General features: G+C 72.2%; 14 protein-coding genes. 8 read left to right on the forward strand and 6 right to left on the reverse strand.

The window, feature by feature from the left end:
* The first annotated feature begins 473 nt into the window (after positions 1-473).
* Entirely contained in the window at positions 474-1,706 is a 1,233-nt protein-coding gene (locus ACZ5ON_RS30350; protein ID WP_465599409.1) for an alpha/beta hydrolase, read from the forward strand.
* A gap of 85 nt (positions 1,707-1,791) precedes the next feature.
* Here ACZ5ON_RS30350 and ACZ5ON_RS30355 read toward each other — a convergent pair whose 3' ends face one another.
* Both ACZ5ON_RS30355 and ACZ5ON_RS30360 read right to left on the reverse strand, forming a co-directional pair.
* Positions 1,792-2,796, reverse strand: a complete 1,005-nt coding sequence (locus ACZ5ON_RS30355) for an aldo/keto reductase (RefSeq protein ID WP_465599411.1) — start codon at positions 2,794-2,796, stop codon at positions 1,792-1,794.
* Positions 2,793-3,338 (reverse strand): MerR family transcriptional regulator, encoded by a 546-nt coding sequence (locus ACZ5ON_RS30360; protein ID WP_465599413.1) that lies wholly within the window; start codon positions 3,336-3,338, stop codon positions 2,793-2,795. Before ACZ5ON_RS30360 ends, ACZ5ON_RS30355 begins: the two co-directional genes overlap by 4 nt.
* Positions 3,339-3,447: 109 nt before the next feature.
* Here ACZ5ON_RS30360 and ACZ5ON_RS30365 point away from each other — a divergent pair, with 109 nt between their 5' ends.
* Positions 3,448-4,281 (forward strand): serine hydrolase domain-containing protein, encoded by an 834-nt coding sequence (locus ACZ5ON_RS30365; protein WP_465599415.1) that lies wholly within the window; start codon positions 3,448-3,450, stop codon positions 4,279-4,281.
* Positions 4,282-4,362: 81 nt separating this feature from the next.
* On the opposite strand, the gene ACZ5ON_RS30370 is transcribed toward ACZ5ON_RS30365, so the two are convergent.
* Both ACZ5ON_RS30370 and ACZ5ON_RS30375 read right to left on the reverse strand, forming a co-directional pair.
* Entirely contained in the window at positions 4,363-5,799 is a 1,437-nt protein-coding gene (locus ACZ5ON_RS30370; RefSeq protein WP_465599417.1) for a serine hydrolase domain-containing protein, read from the reverse strand.
* A gap of 462 nt (positions 5,800-6,261) precedes the next feature.
* The gene (locus ACZ5ON_RS30375; RefSeq protein WP_465599419.1) at positions 6,262-7,038 is read right to left on the reverse strand and encodes a pirin family protein; all 777 of its coding nucleotides are present in this window, start codon (positions 7,036-7,038) and stop codon (positions 6,262-6,264) included.
* A 306-nt stretch (positions 7,039-7,344) separates the two neighbouring features.
* Here ACZ5ON_RS30375 and ACZ5ON_RS30380 point away from each other — a divergent pair, with 306 nt between their 5' ends.
* The 5 genes from ACZ5ON_RS30380 (at position 7,345) to fabF (ending at position 12,356) form a co-directional block, all read left to right on the forward strand.
* Entirely contained in the window at positions 7,345-8,520 is a 1,176-nt protein-coding gene (locus ACZ5ON_RS30380) for a PucR family transcriptional regulator (RefSeq protein ID WP_425557515.1), read from the forward strand.
* A gap of 93 nt (positions 8,521-8,613) precedes the next feature.
* The gene (locus ACZ5ON_RS30385; protein WP_465599421.1) at positions 8,614-9,558 is read left to right on the forward strand and encodes an ACP S-malonyltransferase; all 945 of its coding nucleotides are present in this window, start codon (positions 8,614-8,616) and stop codon (positions 9,556-9,558) included.
* Positions 9,555-10,586: a beta-ketoacyl-ACP synthase III gene (locus tag ACZ5ON_RS30390; RefSeq protein ID WP_465599423.1), complete on the forward strand. Its 1,032-nt coding sequence runs from the start codon at positions 9,555-9,557 to the stop codon at positions 10,584-10,586. The genes ACZ5ON_RS30385 and ACZ5ON_RS30390 overlap by 4 nt, the downstream gene beginning before the upstream one ends.
* A gap of 115 nt (positions 10,587-10,701) precedes the next feature.
* The gene (locus ACZ5ON_RS30395) at positions 10,702-10,944 is read left to right on the forward strand and encodes an acyl carrier protein (RefSeq protein WP_465599425.1); all 243 of its coding nucleotides are present in this window, start codon (positions 10,702-10,704) and stop codon (positions 10,942-10,944) included.
* 146 nt (positions 10,945-11,090) lie between these two features.
* A complete protein-coding gene (gene fabF, locus ACZ5ON_RS30400; protein WP_465599427.1) occupies positions 11,091-12,356 on the forward strand; it encodes a beta-ketoacyl-ACP synthase II in 1,266 nt (421 codons plus the stop codon).
* A 178-nt stretch (positions 12,357-12,534) separates the two neighbouring features.
* Here fabF and ACZ5ON_RS30405 read toward each other — a convergent pair whose 3' ends face one another.
* Together ACZ5ON_RS30405 and ACZ5ON_RS30410 are read right to left on the reverse strand one after the other, a co-directional pair.
* A complete protein-coding gene (locus tag ACZ5ON_RS30405; RefSeq protein WP_465599429.1) occupies positions 12,535-13,029 on the reverse strand; it encodes a DUF3145 domain-containing protein in 495 nt (164 codons plus the stop codon).
* Between the two features lie 363 nt (positions 13,030-13,392).
* On the reverse strand, positions 13,393-14,433 hold the full coding sequence (locus tag ACZ5ON_RS30410; RefSeq protein ID WP_465599431.1) for an NADP-dependent oxidoreductase: 1,041 nt from the start codon (positions 14,431-14,433) through the stop codon (positions 13,393-13,395).
* Between the two features lie 114 nt (positions 14,434-14,547).
* Here ACZ5ON_RS30410 and ACZ5ON_RS30415 point away from each other — a divergent pair, with 114 nt between their 5' ends.
* A complete protein-coding gene (locus ACZ5ON_RS30415; RefSeq protein WP_465599433.1) occupies positions 14,548-15,045 on the forward strand; it encodes a MarR family winged helix-turn-helix transcriptional regulator in 498 nt (165 codons plus the stop codon).
* The last annotated feature ends 155 nt before the right edge of the window (positions 15,046-15,200 follow it).

Genomic DNA, 15,200 nt, shown 5'->3' on the forward strand with positions numbered 1-15,200 from the left:
CACGGACTTAGACCGACCGGCAATAGGGCCCGCGGCGTCGCGTGCCGATAGCTCTCGCCTGGGCGCACATCCCTCGTCGCGCGCAGCGCCGCTGCGCTCTCCTCACGATGCACGCCCAGACTCGGCTCTCGACCCGCTCCTTGATCCACGCTCCCTATTGCCGGTCGGTCTTACTCGGCGGCGCCCTACGTCGGCCGGCACGGCTGGGTGGAGGTGAGCCTCGCCACAGTGGCCGCGGACGAGCTGAACGATCCGCTGACGGAGGCGTGGCGCAGCATCGCCCCGAAGCGCCTGATCAAGGAATTCGAGACGAAGGCAGACAAGCCATGACGGCACGGTGTGATTCATCGCACAGTTTGGGGCCTGCACGGGCCGTGCTCCGAGCCCCTACCCTGGCTGACGAGTAGTTGGCGGTCGTACCACCATCGGGCCCCGCCCGCTGTGACGGTCACGGGTCCGAGGGAGTTGAGGCCTTGCAGCGCAGGCTGACGAAGCGCAGGCTCAGTCAGTACACGGCAGCACGCCGCAGGCGGATCAAGCGTGCCCTGATAGGGGCGTTCGCGGGTTGCGCCGTGCTGGTGGACGCCGGAGCCGCAGCGGCCCAGGCCGCCGCCGCCACCGAGCAGTTGGCCATCTCCACCCCGCCGGCCGGCAGCACCGAGTGGGCGGCCGACCACTCCCTGGGCCGGTCGCTGCCCGACCCGGCCACCGCCGACGCGCGCACGGTCGCCGCCTTCTTCGCCTCGCTCACGCCCGAGCAGGCCACCCGTCTGGTGGCCCGGTACCCACTGGTGGTCGGCAACCTCGACGGCGCGCCGGTCAAGCTGCGCTACCAGGCCAACCGGCTGGCGATCAGGGCCGAGGCCGACAGGTGGCGGGGGCGTGCCGACGACCCGAAGCTCACCGCGAACGACCGCTCCGCCGCCAGGCTGCGCGCCGACAACACCGAGGAGCTACTGGCGCCCGGCCGCCAGGTCCTGGCCTTCGACCCGCGCGGCCGCGGCCTGGTCAGCGAGGTCTACGGCGACCTCGCCTCGGCCCAGAAGGTCGCCGTGCTGGTCCCCGGCTCGGACGCCGACCTCGCCCACTTCGACCAGCCCTCGGACCCGCTGCGCTCCCCGTCCGGCATGGCCCGGGCGCTCTTCGACGAGGAGCACCGGCAGTCCCCCGGCACCCGCACCGCCGTGATCGCCTGGACGGGGTACGTCACCCCGCTGGGCCTCGGCCCCGACGCGGTCACCTCGCGGCTCGCCGAGGTCGGCGCCCCCCGGCTGGAGCGCCTGCTCGACGGCCTGGGCGCGACCAGCCACCCGGAGACCCCGCCGGCGTTGTTCTGCCACTCCTACGGTTCGGTGGTCTGCGGCATCGCCGCACCGAAGATCCACGAGGGCCGGCCCACCGACCTGGTGGTCTTCGGCAGCCCGGGGATGGGTGTGCAGAACGCCTCCGGGCTGGGCGACGGCGTCCGGGTCTGGGCGGCCCGCAACCCCACCGACTGGATCGGCAACGTCCCGTACCTGGAGGTCGGCGGCCTCGGTCACGGCGCCGACCCGACCGGCGAGGGCTTCGGGGCGATCCGGGTCTCCTCCGCCGGCGCGGCCGGCCACACCGGCTACTTCGCGCCGAACACCGCCAGCCTGCACAACTTCGGCGACATCGCGCTCGGCAGGTACGCGAGCGTCACCCACCCGCCGGCCGCCTCCTGACACCGTCGCGGGACGGGCGGCGGCAGGTCTCCCCGGGGCCGGGGTTCGGCTCTCCCGAGCGAAGCCCCGGCCGCGGCCGGTGCGCCTACTCCCGGGCGGCGGAGGTGAGGCTCATGTCCGTGTACCGGTCCCCCGTCACCCGCCCGGCGATCGGCTCCAGCTCGGCGAGCTCCTCCGGCGTGAGCCGCAGGGTCGCGGCCGCGGCGTTCTCCGCCAGCCGGGAGCGCTTGCGGGTGCCGGGGATCGGCACCACGGTCAGTCCGTGCACCTCGGCCCGCAGGTGCACCCAGGCGAGGGCCACCTGGGCCGCGGTGACCCCGCGCCCGGCGGCGATCTTCTGGATCGGCTCGACCAGTGCGGCGTTCCGAGCCGCGTTCTCCCCGCTGAACCGCGGCTGGCTCCGCCGGAAGTCGCCCGCCGAGAGCTGCTCGGCGGCCTGGAAGGCCCCGGTCAGAAAGCCCCGCCCGAGCGGCGAGTACGGGACGAGGGCGACCCCGAGCTCGGCGGCGGCGGGCACCGCGCTGCGCTCGACGTCCCGGGAGAAGATCGACCACTCCGACTGCAGCGCGGCGATCGGGTGCACGGCGTGCGCCTCGCGCAGCTCCGCCCCGGTCACCTCGGAGAGCCCCAGGTGCCGCACCTTCCCCGCCCGTACCAGCTCGGCCATCGCGCCGACCGACTCGGCCAGCGGGACCTCCGGATCGCGGCGGTGCATGTAGTACAGGTCGATGACGTCCACCCCGAGGCGGCGCAGCGAGGCGTCCACCGCGGTGCGGATGTACGCCGGGTCGTTCCGTACGCCCCGGTAGTCGGGGTCGTCGGCCCGGCGCTCGATGGCGAACTTGGTCGCGAGGACGACCCGGTCGCGGTTGGCCCGGACGAACGGGCCGATCAGCTCCTCGTTCTTGCCGGAGCCGTAGATGTCGGCGGTGTCGAACAGGGTGACGCCGAGGTCGAGGGCCGCCTCCAGGGTGGCCAGCGCCTCCGCGGTGTCGGTCGGCCCGTAGAACTCGCTCATGCCCATGCAGCCGAGGCCCTGGGTGCCGACCACGGGGCCGTTGGTGCCGAGGACGGTGGTGGGGAGAGTCATGCGCTCTGCTTCTTCCTGTCGATCTGGTCGTACTGCTGCTGCTCGTGCTGCCCGGGCCGGCCGCCTCGGGCGGGCGGCCCGTACCGGTGGTCCGGGACCTGCTGCCGGTTCTCCGAGTAGATGTCGATCTTGTAGTCGAGCACCGCGAGGGTCGCGTGCAGATCGGCGATCTTCTGTCGGACCTCCTCCCGGTGCTGGACGAGGATCTCGCGGCGGGCCTCGACGGTGTCGTCACCGGCCCGGGCGAGCTCCACGTAGCGGAGCATGTCGGCGACCGGCATCCCGGTCAGCCGCAGCCGGCTGAGGAAGCCGAGCCGGTTCAGGTCGGCGTCGCTGTACCGCCGCTGGCCGGAGTACGAGCGGTCGATCGGGTCCAGCAGGCCGATCCGCTCGTACCAGCGCAGCGTGTGCGCGGTCAGCCCGCTGACCGCCGCGACGGCGCTGATGCTGTGCCGCGGGGTGCGGTCGGCCTCCGCGCTCGCCGTCCGGTAGGCCTCCGAGCAGCTCAGCAGATCGGAGTTGATCCGTGCGGTCGTTGCCATCGAGTGGACCCCCCGGTCGGTCGGCGATGACTACGAAGTTACTGACTTGGAGCGCACTCCAAGCAAGCCCGCCACGCCGCCCTGCCCCGCGGCTCGTTAGAGTCGGCGCATGCAGAGCTTGCGGATGATCGAGGACTGGCCGGTGCCGAACGCGGCAACCGCCGTGGTACGGGGCGCGGACGGCGTCGTGCTGGGCGAACACGGGCCGCAGGAGTGGCTGTTCCCGCTGGCGTCGGTGACCAAGCTGCTCACCTCGTACACCGTGCTGGTCGCGGTCGAGGAGGGGGTCTTCGAGCTGGACGACCCGGCGGGACCGGAGGGTTCGACCGTCCGGCACCTGCTGGCGCACACCTCGGGGCTGGCCTTCGACGAGCACCGGACGATGGCCGAGCCGGGCAACCGGCGACTCTACTCCAACGCCGGCTTCGACGTGCTGGCGGACACCCTGACCAAGGCGGCCGGGATCGACTTCGCGCAGTACGCCGCCGAGGCGGTGTTCGAGCCGCTGGGCATGCGGGCCACGCTGATCAACACCGCCCACCGCTCGCCCGCCGGTGCGGGCGGCCTCTCCACCATGGCCGATCTGGCCCGCTTCGCCGCCGAGTTGCAGGCGCCCACGCTGCTGGATCCGTCCACGGTGCGCACCGCGACCCGCGAGGTCGCGTACCCGGGGGTGAGCGGCGTCCTGCCGGGCTTCGGCCACCGCCGGCCCAACGACTGGGGCCTCGGCTTCGAGATCCGCGGCGAGAAGTCTCCGCACTGGACCGGCACCGCCAACTCCCCCGAGACCTTCGGCCACTTCGGCCAGTCCGGCACCTTCCTGTGGGTCGACCCGGTCGCGGGCGTGGCCTGTGTCGCCCTCACGGACCGCGACTTCGGGCCGTGGGCCGCCGAGGTCTGGCCGCAGTTCAACGACGCCGTCCTCGCCGAACTGCGCGGCTGACCGCCGCCCACCGGCGCGCCCTGATCCGGGTCGGCGCGGGCCCCGGCCTGCCCGTGCCGACCCGGTTCCCAGCCAGCGCGGTCAGCTCGCCCCGGCACCGGGCAGCCCGGTGCCGGACGCGAACGGCGAGGTCACCGACGGCACTCCGGACGGCACCGCGGACGGCGGCACCGCCGAGGACGACGCGGACGTGCCCGCCGGGCCCGAGGGCGGTCCGGACGGCGAACCCGTGGGCGCCCCGGAGGAGGACCGGGACGCGGAGGGCGAAGCGGACGACCCCGACGCGCCCGGCGACGCGGTCACCATCGGCATCGCCGGCAGCGAGTACACGTTCCCCGGTGTCACGATCCGGGTGATCTCCTCACCGAACAGCGTCGAGTTCTCCGAACCCTGGTAGTTCGCATCGGTGTTGCTGAGCACCACCAGGCTGGCCCTCGCGGACGGCAGGTACAGCACGAGGCTCTGGTAGCCGGGGATCGAGCCGTTGTGCCCGACCCACCCGTTGTCGGTGAACAGCCCCAGCCCGTAACCGGTGTTGGGGTAGCCGGTGGGCAGCGTCTGCAGCCGCTGCGTCTGGGTCCCGGGGTTGAGCAGCGAACCCGTGGCCAGCAGAGCGGCCCAGTTCTGCAGGTCGGTGAGGTTGGAGATCACGGCCCCGGCCGCCCAGGCCCAGGACGGGTTCCAGTCGGTCGCGTCCGCACTCGAGCCGTCCGGTGTCTGGTTGGTGTAGCCGTGCGCGTGCGGGTCCGGGAAGGACGCGTCGGTCGGGAACACCGTGCGCTGCAGGCCCGCGGGGGCGAACACCTGCTGCTGCAGGTAGTCCTGGAGCGGCTGGCCGGCGGCCTTCTCCACCACCATGCCGAGCAGGATGGTGTTGGTGTTGGAGTACTGGTACTGGCTGCCCGGCTCGAAGGCCACCGGGTGCCTGAAGCTGTAGGCGAGCAGCTCCTGCGGGGTGAACGACCTGGCGGGATTGCCGATCAGGACGTTCACGAAGTCCTGGTCCGAGCTGTACGGGTAGAGGCCGCTGCGCATGTCCGCCAGCTGCCGCAGGCTGATCCGGTCCCCGTTGGGCACCCCGGAGACGTACTTCCCGACCGGATCGTCCAGCCCCACCTTGCCCGCGTCCACCAGGCGCAGCAGCGCGGTCACGGTGAAGGTCTTCGTCACGCTGCCGATCCGCATGTTCAGGTCGGTGCTCATGGGCGTGTTGCTGCTGCGGTCGGCGACCCCGAAGGCCTTGGTGTAGGTGCCGTTGCCGGGGATCGAGAGCCCGACGATCACGCCGGGCACATTGGCCTTCTGCATCACCTGCCCGACCGCCGCGTCGAGTTGCGCGGTCACCGCCGGGCTCAGCTGCACCGGAGGGCTGCTGGTGGCGGACGCGGAGCCGGTGTCCGGCGCCGGGGCGGACGCGGAGCCGGCGCCCGAGGTACCGGCTTCCGGGGCGACGGCCTCCGGATCGACGGGGGAGCAGCCCGCGCCCGCCAGGAGGGCCGCGACGACGAGACCGGCCACGCATATCCTGCGCCGCGCGCCGTGCACACACCGTTGTTGGGAGGGGTCGGCCATGTCGAAGTGCCTCTCTGGGCCGGGAGCACGGGGACGCGGCCCACGACCGCGGCCCCGCGACGACGGGGCGGTACGGGCCACCGCCAACGTAAGCCGCCACCGGCCGCATCGCCGCTCCCGTTGACCCGTTCGAGGTCAGGCCGGCGGAACTCCTCCGCGCGGGCCGGCTCCCCTCGGCGGGGGCCGACTGGTCCCCGGCGCAGCCCGACTACCCCTCGGCGCGAGCGGGTTGCTCGTCGGGGCCGGGGAACGCGCGCAGCGGAAGTCCGCTGCCGCCCCGAGCCTCCCGGGGCGAGCCGCACCGCCCCACCGGTAGGCCCCGTCCGCCCCGCCCCGCCCCGCCCCGGTCAGGCCCAAGTCATCCGGCACCCAGCACACTTGGCCGTCCGCGCCCTCGCGGGGAGGCCCTCACCCGTACTTCAGCTCCGAGTGCATCTCCCAGAGCAGCAGCTCCACCCCGTCCTCCCCCGCGGTCGGGTCGGCGAACGCGTTCCCGGTGACCCGGACGCTGTCCCCCGCCGCCATCGACCGCCCGCCGCCCTTCGGCCCGGGCACGGTCCGGTACCCGAGCGAACCCGCCGTCAGATGCACGTAGCGGTAGGGCGCCTGCGGCAGTGTCGGCAGCGGCTGCCAGGACCCGGCCGTGACCAGGTAGAGCGCGGCGTCACTGCGCCGCAGCCGGAGCGCGTCCGTACCGGCGTCCCGCTCCAGACCGGACGCGAGCAGCGTCAGCCCGTCCGCGGCCGGTTCGACCCGGCGCAGCCCGTACGCGGGCGGGACGTCGAACGAATCCGGCTGCAGCCACATCTGGACGAACCGCACCGGCACCTCGGCCCCGCCGACGTTGCGCTCGGTGTGGCTGACGCCGGAACCCGCGCTGAGGTGCTGCACCATGCCGGGGCGGACCACGCCCGCGTGGCCGTCGCCGTCCCGGTGGGCCAGGGCGCCCTCGACGACCCAGGTGAGGATCTCGGTGTCGCGGTGGCGGTGCTCGTCGAAGCCGGCGCCGGGGGCCAGGGTCTCCTCGTTGCAGGCGAGCAGCGCGCCGAAGTGGGTGTTCTTCGGGTCGTAGTGCCCGGCGAAGGAGAAGGCGTGCCTGGTTTGGATGCCTTCGGCCGGCGTGGAGCGGTAGCGCTCGGGCGCTCGGCGCAGGTCGGCACGGGGGCGGGTGGCGGCGTCAGTCACGACTGACACCGTAGCCGGTGTGACCGGGGCCACCGCCGCAACCGGTGGGGGTGTGCACGAGCACCGACCGGCGTGAGGCAGGCTTGTCCTGTGCCAGCCGCTTCAGCGAATTCCGACAAGAAGTCCGGGGCCACCAAGGTCGCGCCCGTGAAGGCCGCGACCGGCGGAGCCGCGGTGCCAGCGCCAGACCCCGAGGACGCCGGGCCGGCGCAGGCTCCGGCGAAGGCTGCTGCCAAGTCCCCGGCCAAGTCCGCCGAGCGTCCGCGCAACGGCAGGCCCGGCCGGCTGACCGCGCAGGAGCGCAAGCTGGCCGCCGAACGGGCCGAGCTGCGGGCCGCGACGCTCAAGCGGCTGGAGAAGTCGGCGGGCAAGCTGGCCAGTGCCGCGATCGCGCGGATGGACGACCAGCTGGGCTGGTACCGGCGGATGCCGCCGGAGCACCGGTCCTGGATCGGCCTGGTGGCCCAGGCGGGTATCGCCGCCTTCACCGAGTGGTACCGCCACCCGGAGGCCCCGCAGGCGATCTCCACGGACGTCTTCGGCACCGCACCCCGCGAACTGACCAGGGCGATCACCCTGCGACAGACCGTGGAGCTGATCCGCACCACCATCGAGGTGATGGAGGAGGCCATCGAGGAGGTGGCCGCCCCCGGCGACGAGGCCGGGATGCGCGAGTCGGTGCTGGTCTACGCACGCGAGATCGCCTTCGCCACCGCCCAGGTGTACGCCCAGGCGGCGGAGGCGCGCGGTGCGTGGGACGCACGGCTGGAGGCGCTGGTCGTCAACTCGCTGCTCTCCGGTGACGCGGACGAGGGAGTGCTCTCCCGGGCGGCCGCGCTGGGCTGGGGTCAGCCGACCCAGGTCCGGGTGGTGATGGGCAGCGCCCCGGACGGGGACAGCGAACTGGTGGTGGAGGCGATCCGCCGGGCCGCCAGGTACGCCAAGCTGCACGTGCTGACCGGTGTGCTGGGCAAGCGCCTGGTCGTGGTGGTGGGCGGCGACAAGGAGCCGGTGCACGCCGCCAGGGCGCTGATCGGCCAGTTCGCGCCGGGCCCGGTGGTGGTCGGCCCGACCGTGCCCGACCTGCTCTCGGCGACCAGGTCCGCGGCCGCCGCGGCGGCCGGACTGCGGGCCTGCGCCGCCTGGCCGGACGCCCCGCGCCCGGTGCTGGCGGACGACCTGCTGCCCGAGCGGGCGCTGGCCGGCGACCAGGCCGCCAGACGGCAGTTGGTGGAGGAGATCTACACACCGCTCGACGAGGCCGGCTCGGCGCTGTTGGAGACCCTGAGTGTCTACCTCGAACAAGCCTCCTCTTTGGAGGGAGCCGCCAGGATGCTCTTCGTCCACCCGAACACCGTGCGCTACCGACTGCGCCGTGTGACCGACGTCACCGGCTATGCTCCGTCCGACGTACGGTCGGCGTTCACCCTGCGCATCGCTCTTGCGCTGGGCCGTCTCGGATCGGTCGCCGAGCAGGGCTGACCCCCGCCCTGTAGGGACTCCACAATCCCGCGTGCTTTTCTTCGTTACCGTCGCCTACCCGTCCCCGGGTGCCTGGCGAGAGAGGGTTGAACCGTGCTCGTAATCGTCGCCCCTGGACAGGGTGCCCAGACCCCCGGCTTCCTCAGCCCCTGGCTGGAGCTGGACGGCGCTGCCGACCGGCTGCAGCGCTGGTCCGCCGTGGCCGGGATCGACCTGGTCCGCTTCGGCACCGAGGCGGGCGAGGAAGAGATCAAGGACACCGCCGTCGCCCAACCGCTCCTGGTCGCGGCCGGCCTGCTCACCGCCCGTGCCCTGTTCCCCGACGAGGCCGAGGCCCGCAAGCTGGTCGGCGCGGTCGCCGGCCACAGCGTCGGCGAGATCACCGCTGCCGCCGGTGCCGGGGTGCTTAGCGCCGAGGACGCGCTGACCTTCGTCCGCGAGCGCAGCCTGGCCATGGCCGAGGCCGCCGCCCGGACCGCGACCGGGATGGCCGCGCTGCTCGGTGGCGACCCCGAGGTAGTGGCCGCCAAGCTGGCCGAGCACGGTCTGACGGCCGCCAACAACAACGGCGGCGGGCAGATCGTCGCGGCTGGCACGCTGGAGCAGCTGGCCGCGCTCAAGGCCGACCCGCCGGCCGGCGCCCGGCTGATCCCGCTCAAGGTTGCCGGTGCCTTCCACACCGAGCACATGGCCCCGGGCGTGGAGCGCCTGGCCAAGCTGGCGCCCACCCTGACGGTGTCCGACCCGGTGGTCTCGTACGTCTCCAACAAGGACGGCGAGGTCGTGACCTCCGGTGCCGAGGTGCTGGCGCGCCTGGTGTCGCAGGTGTCCAACCCGGTCCGCTGGGACCTGTGCATGGAGACCCTGCGGCAGCTCGGCGCCACCGCGGTGATCGAGCTCTCCCCGGCCGGCACCCTCACCAACCTGGTCAAGCGCAACATCAAGGGTGTGGCGACGCTGGCCCTCAAGACCCCCGCCGATCTCGACAAGGCACGCGCGCTGGTCGCGGAGCACAGCGGTCAGGAGCAGAACGCATGACCGTCCCGCAGATCCGCCCCCAGGCCGGCGCAGCGTATTCGCGGATCCACGGAGTGGGCGGCTACCGCCCGGTCCGGGTGATCCCGAACGCCGAGGTACTGAACTGGATCGACTCCTCCGACGAATGGATCCGCACCCGCAGCGGGATCGCCGAGCGCCGCTGGGCGGGTCCGGAGGAGACCGTCAGCGAGATGTCGGTCCAGGCGGCCGAGAAGGCGATCAAGCAGGCCGGGATCGACCCGGCGCAGATCGGCGGCGTGATCGTCGCCACCGTGTCGCACCTCAAGCAGACCCCGGCCATCGCCACCGAAATCGCCGAACGGCTCGGCTGCGGCACCGCCCCGGCCTTCGACATCTCGGCCGCGTGTGCGGGCTTCGGCTACGGCCTGAGCCTGGCCGACGGCATGGTGCGCGGCGGCAGCGCCGAGTACGTGCTGGTGATCGGCGTGGAGCGGCTCAGCGACCTGACCGACACCTCGGACCGGTCAACCGCCTTCATCTTCGGGGACGGCGCGGGCGCGGCCATCGTCGGCCCGTCCGAGACTCCCGGGATCGGCAAGGTCGTCTGGGGTTCGGACAGCTCCCAGAAGGACGTCATCTCGCAGACCCAGGCCTGGGACACCGCCTTCGGCAAGGCCGACGCCGTCAACGGCGCCGGTGACGAGATCAGGTGGCCCGCGCTGCGGATGGAGGGCCAGAAGGTCTTCCGCTGGGCCGTGTGGGAGATGGCCAAGGCCGCCCAGCAGGCGCTGGACGCGGCCGGGATCACCGCCGACCAGCTCGGCGCGTTCATCCCGCACCAGGCCAACATGCGGATCACCGACGCCATGATCAAGGCGCTCAAGCTGCCCGACTCGGTCCCGGTCGCCCGGGACATCGTCGAGACCGGCAACACCTCCGCCGCCTCCATTCCGCTCGCCATGGAGCGGATGCTGGAGGCCGGTGAGGCCAGGAGCGGCGACCTCGCTCTGATCATCGGCTTCGGGGCGGGTCTGGTCTACGCGGCGGCAGTCGTTACTCTCCCCTAGGCAACATCACCGCCAGTTGCACCACCGTGACCCGCATCCGTGGGGTACGGCACCGAAAACCTGCCGACCGTCCGCCGGGCGGTTGGCAATCCACAGTGAAGAGGAGCAGCCGATTATGGCTACCAAGGACGAGGTCCTGGAAGGTCTCGCCGAGATCGTCAACGAGATCGCCGGCATCCCGGCCGAGGACGTCGAGCTCGACAAGTCCTTCACCGACGACCTGGACGTCGACTCGCTCTCCATGGTCGAGGTCGTCGTGGCCGCCGAGGAGAAGTTCGAGGTGAAGATCCCGGACGACAAGGTCAAGGACCTGAAGACCGTCGGCGACGCCGTGGACTACATCCTGGCCAACGCCTGATCAACCTTCGGTCTTCGCCGACCGAACCCGCCGGCCGGGGCGCCGCACGCGTCCCGGCCGGCCACCCGCCCCCCAGGGCCCCGACTTTCGGCCCCACCCCCGGCCCGGCCCACCCTCCCCGCACAACGTGAGAGAAGAAGAAACCAGTGACCGCTGAAAATCGCACCGTGGTCGTCACAGGTATCGGCGCCTTCACGCCGCTGGGCGGCACCGCCGCCTCGTTCTGGGAGGGCCTGCTCGAGGGCCGTTCCGGTGTGGTCGAGCTGACCGAGGAGTGGGCCGCCGAGCTGCCCGTCCGGATCGCCGCGCGCACCGCCGTGGACCCGGCCGAGGTCCTCCCCCGTCCGCTGGCCCGCAAGCTGGACCGCTCGGCGCAGTTCGCCGTGATCGCGGCCCGCGAGGCCTGGGCCGACGCCGGCTACGAGGCCCCCGCCACCGACGAGTCCTCCAAGCTGACCCCCGAGCGCCTGGGCACCGTGATCGCCTCCGGCATCGGCGGCGTGACCACCCTGCTCGACCAGTACGACGTACTGAAGGAGAAGGGCGTCCGCAAGGTCTCCCCGCACACCGTCCCGATGCTGATGCCCAACTCCCCGGCGGCCAACGTCGGTCTGGAGGTCGGCGCCCGCGCTGGTGTGCACACCCCCGTCTCCGCCTGCGCCTCCGGCGCCGAGGCGATCGGCTACGCGATCGAGATGATCCGCAGCGGCCGCGCCGACGTCGTGGTCGCCGGTGGCACCGAGGCGGCGATCCACCCGCTGCCGATCGTCGCGTTCGCCAACATGATGGCGATGTCCAAGAACAACGAGGAGCCGCAGCGCGCCTCCCGCCCGTACGACAAGGGCCGCGACGGCTTCGTGCTCGGCGAGGGTGCCGGTGTGGTCGTGCTGGAGTCGGCCGAGCACGCCGCCGCCCGCGGTGCCCGCGTCTACTGCGAGGCCGTCGGCCAGGGCCTCTCCTCCGACGCCCACCACATCGCGCAGCCGGAGCCGACCGGTGCCGGTATCGCCCAGGCGCTGGCCGGTCTGTTCGAGCAGACCGACCTGGACAAGGCCGAGGTCGTGCACGTCAACGCGCACGCCACCTCGACCCCGCAGGGTGACGTCGCCGAGATCAAGGCGCTGCGCAAGGAACTCGGCGAGCACGTCGACCACATCGCCATCTCGGCCACCAAGTCGATGACCGGCCACCTGCTGGGCGGCGCCGGCGGCATCGAGACCGTGGCCACCGTGCTCGCGCTTCACAACCGCCTCGCCCCGCCGACCGTCAACGTCGACGACCTGGACGACGACGTCGACGCGGACATCGTCCGCGGCGAGCCCCGCAAGCTCCCCGAGGGCCGCATCGCCGCCCTCAACAACTCCTTCGGCTTCGGCGGCCACAACGTGGTCCTCGCCTTCCGCACTGTCTGACGCATCGCCAGCACTGGAGGGCCGTACCGGAGTTACCGGTACGGCCCTCGGGCGTTCGGCCCGCCGCCTCCCCGCGCGGGCGGAGCTCCGGGCATCCGGGGCGTGCGCTGCTCCCGGGGCTGCGGGGCCGCCCCTCGAAGGTACGGGGAGCCGGCAAGCCGCGACCCCTGAAGCGCGGCTAGACCACCTGGTGCAGCCAGCGCACCGGGGCCCCCTCACCGGCGTAGCGGAAGGGTTCGAGCTCGTCGTCCCACGGCTTGCCGAGCAGCCGCGCCAGCTCGGCCTCCAGGTTGCCGCCCTCCGTCTTGACCCGCAGCAGCACCGCCCGCAGCCGGTCCTCCGGAATCAGGATGTCCCCGTGGATGCCGGTGACCGCGTGGAAGATGCCGAGCGCCGGCGTGCTGCTGTAGCGCTCTCCCTCGGCGGTGCTGCAGGGCTCACTGGTCACCTCGTACCGGATCAGCTGCCAGCCGCGCAGGGCGGACGCCAGCTTCGACGCGGTGCCGGGCTCACCCTGCCAGGAGAACTCGGCACGCCAGTGACCGGGTGCGGCCGGCTGGCGGATCCAGTCGAGGCCCACCCGCACACCGAGTACGCCTGCGACCGCCCACTCGACGTGCGAGCACAGCGCGCGGGGCGCGGAGTGGATGTACAGGACTCCACGAGTCGTCACCGGGACCTCCAGGCTGTGGACGAGGGTCGCCTTCCCCAGCTGCCTCGTACCCACCACCGGCCCGGCCTCACTGCCTGACCAGTTCCTGCCCCCGTGGCGCCCAACTCATTCGACATTAGGTCATCAAGTTGAGCAAAACGGACAAGCTCTCGCTCAATGCTAGCCAGATCCGCCACGAGGTCTACCCCTCCTCCGGATCTCTCCCCCGAACGGCCCCATCCGAAAACCGTAACCGTGCTGCCATACCCCGGACCTGACGCTCCGCCGGAAGGGCCGGATCCGCACGCGGAACGTCTCCGGGCGACAGGCGAAGCGCCCCCGCGGAACAGGTCCGCAGGGGCACCCGGGCTGGTCGACTGTCCGTCAGGAGGCCAGCTTGACCACCATCTTGCCGGTGTTGTCACCGCGCAGCATGCCGAGGAAGGCCTCGGCGGCGTTCTCCACGCCGTCCACCACGGTCTCGTCGTAGTGCAGGCTGCCGTCCTTCAGCCAGCCCGCCATCTCGGCGACGAACTGCGACTGGAGCGCGGCGTGGTCGCGGACCAGCATGCCCTGCAGGCGCAGCCGCTTGCCGATGGCCAGCACCAGGTTGCGCGGGCCCTCCGGGGCACTGGTGGCGTTGTACTGCGAGATCGCGCCGCACAGGGTGACCCGGCCGTGCACCTTGAGTGCGGCGATCGCAGCCTCCAGGTGGTCGCCACCGACGTTGTCGAAGTAGACGTCGATACCGTCGGGCGCGGCCTCGGTCAACTGGTCGTGGACCGGTCCGTCCTTGTAGTTGAAGGCCGCGTCGAAGCCGTAGTCGCCCACCAGCTTGGCCACCTTCTCGGCCGAGCCGGCCGAACCGATCACCCGGCCCGCACCCTTGAGCCTGGCGATCTGGCCGACCAGCGAGCCGACCGCACCGGCCGCACCGGAGACGAAGACGGTGTCGCCCGGCTTGAAGCTCGCGACCTCGAGCAGACCGGCGTAGGCGGTCAGTCCGGGCATGCCGAGGATGCCCAGGTAGTAGGAGAGCGGGGCGAGTTCGGAGTCGACCTTGACCGCGTGCTTGGCGTCGACGGTGGCGTACTCACGCCAGCCGAGGCCGTGCAGCACCGCGTCGCCCACCTCGAAGCCCTCGGCCTGCGAGGCCACCACGTAGCCGACCGCGCCGCCCTCCATCACCGCTCCGAGCTGGAACGGCGGGACATAGGACCGGACGTCGTTCATCCGCCCGCGCATATAGGGGTCGACCGACATGTACACGTTGCGGACCAGGACCTCACCCGGCCCCGGCTGCCTGACCTCGGCCTCCACCAGGGCGAAGTCGCCGGGCTTCGGCCAGCCCTCCGGCCTGGCCACCAGGTGCCACTCACGGCCCGTGGTGGGTACCGCCCGCTCCGTTGCCGCCTGCTCTGACATGGCTGCACTCCTGCTGTGTCGTCCCTGAACCGGTCACCCTGAAAGGTTGACCTACTAAAGCAATCGTGGACATGAAAGGTTCACGTTGTCAACTTTCCAGCTACACTGGACGGCATGGAGATGCCACCGAATCCGGTCGCCCCGCCGCCCGCCGACGCGATCACCCGCGAGGTCGTGGACCTCATGGCGAGCCTGGTCGCGCTCTTCCACCGGGAGTACGAGGAGGCCGCCGCCGCCCGATCGCTCACCGGCGCCCAGGCCAAGGTGCTCGCGTTGCTGAGACGCGGCCCCATGCCGATGCGCCACATCGCCCAGACGCTGAGCTGCGAGCCATCCAACATCACCGGCATCGTGGACCGGCTGGAGACCCGCGGGTTCGTCACCCGTGAGGCCGATCCGCAGGACCGCCGGGTCAAGCTGGTCGCCGCCACCGACACCGGCAGGGACGCCTCCGAGGAGCTGCGCGAGTCGCTCAACTTCGCCCGCGAGCCGCTGGCCGCCCTCGCCGAGGACGAGCGGGCGCAGCTGCGCGACCTGCTGCGCCGGATGCTCGAAGGCGCGGACCCGGAGCGCCGCACTCCGGCCAATGCCGTGGAACAAGCGCACTCCTGATGCGCTCTCTCGCCGCCGGAGGGATCGCAGCCGTGCGAACCCCCCCTTGCTAGGGTGCGCACTCGTGTAACCGGACGCCCTCGCCGAACCGTCTGACGAGTGAGAACCGCACCAGCCTGCCGGAGCACCCGGGCGGCCGCACAGAGAGCGCTGAT

Source organism: Kitasatospora sp. NPDC032150 (genome assembly GCF_055579945.1).

Excerpts from the sequence above, each read along its gene's own strand:
- ACZ5ON_RS30410 (WP_465599431.1), bottom strand. The coding sequence starts at position 14,433 with ATGTCAGAGCAGGCGGCAACGGAGCGGGCGGTACCCACCACGGGCCGT.
- ACZ5ON_RS30365 (WP_465599415.1), top strand. The coding sequence starts at position 3,448 with ATGCAGAGCTTGCGGATGATCGAGGACTGGCCGGTGCCGAACGCGGCA.
- ACZ5ON_RS30360 (WP_465599413.1), bottom strand. The coding sequence starts at position 3,338 with ATGGCAACGACCGCACGGATCAACTCCGATCTGCTGAGCTGCTCGGAG.
- ACZ5ON_RS30415 (WP_465599433.1), top strand. The coding sequence starts at position 14,548 with ATGGAGATGCCACCGAATCCGGTCGCCCCGCCGCCCGCCGACGCGATC.
- ACZ5ON_RS30355 (WP_465599411.1), bottom strand. The coding sequence starts at position 2,796 with ATGACTCTCCCCACCACCGTCCTCGGCACCAACGGCCCCGTGGTCGGC.
- ACZ5ON_RS30395 (WP_465599425.1), top strand. The coding sequence starts at position 10,702 with ATGGCTACCAAGGACGAGGTCCTGGAAGGTCTCGCCGAGATCGTCAAC.
- ACZ5ON_RS30390 (WP_465599423.1), top strand. The coding sequence starts at position 9,555 with ATGACCGTCCCGCAGATCCGCCCCCAGGCCGGCGCAGCGTATTCGCGG.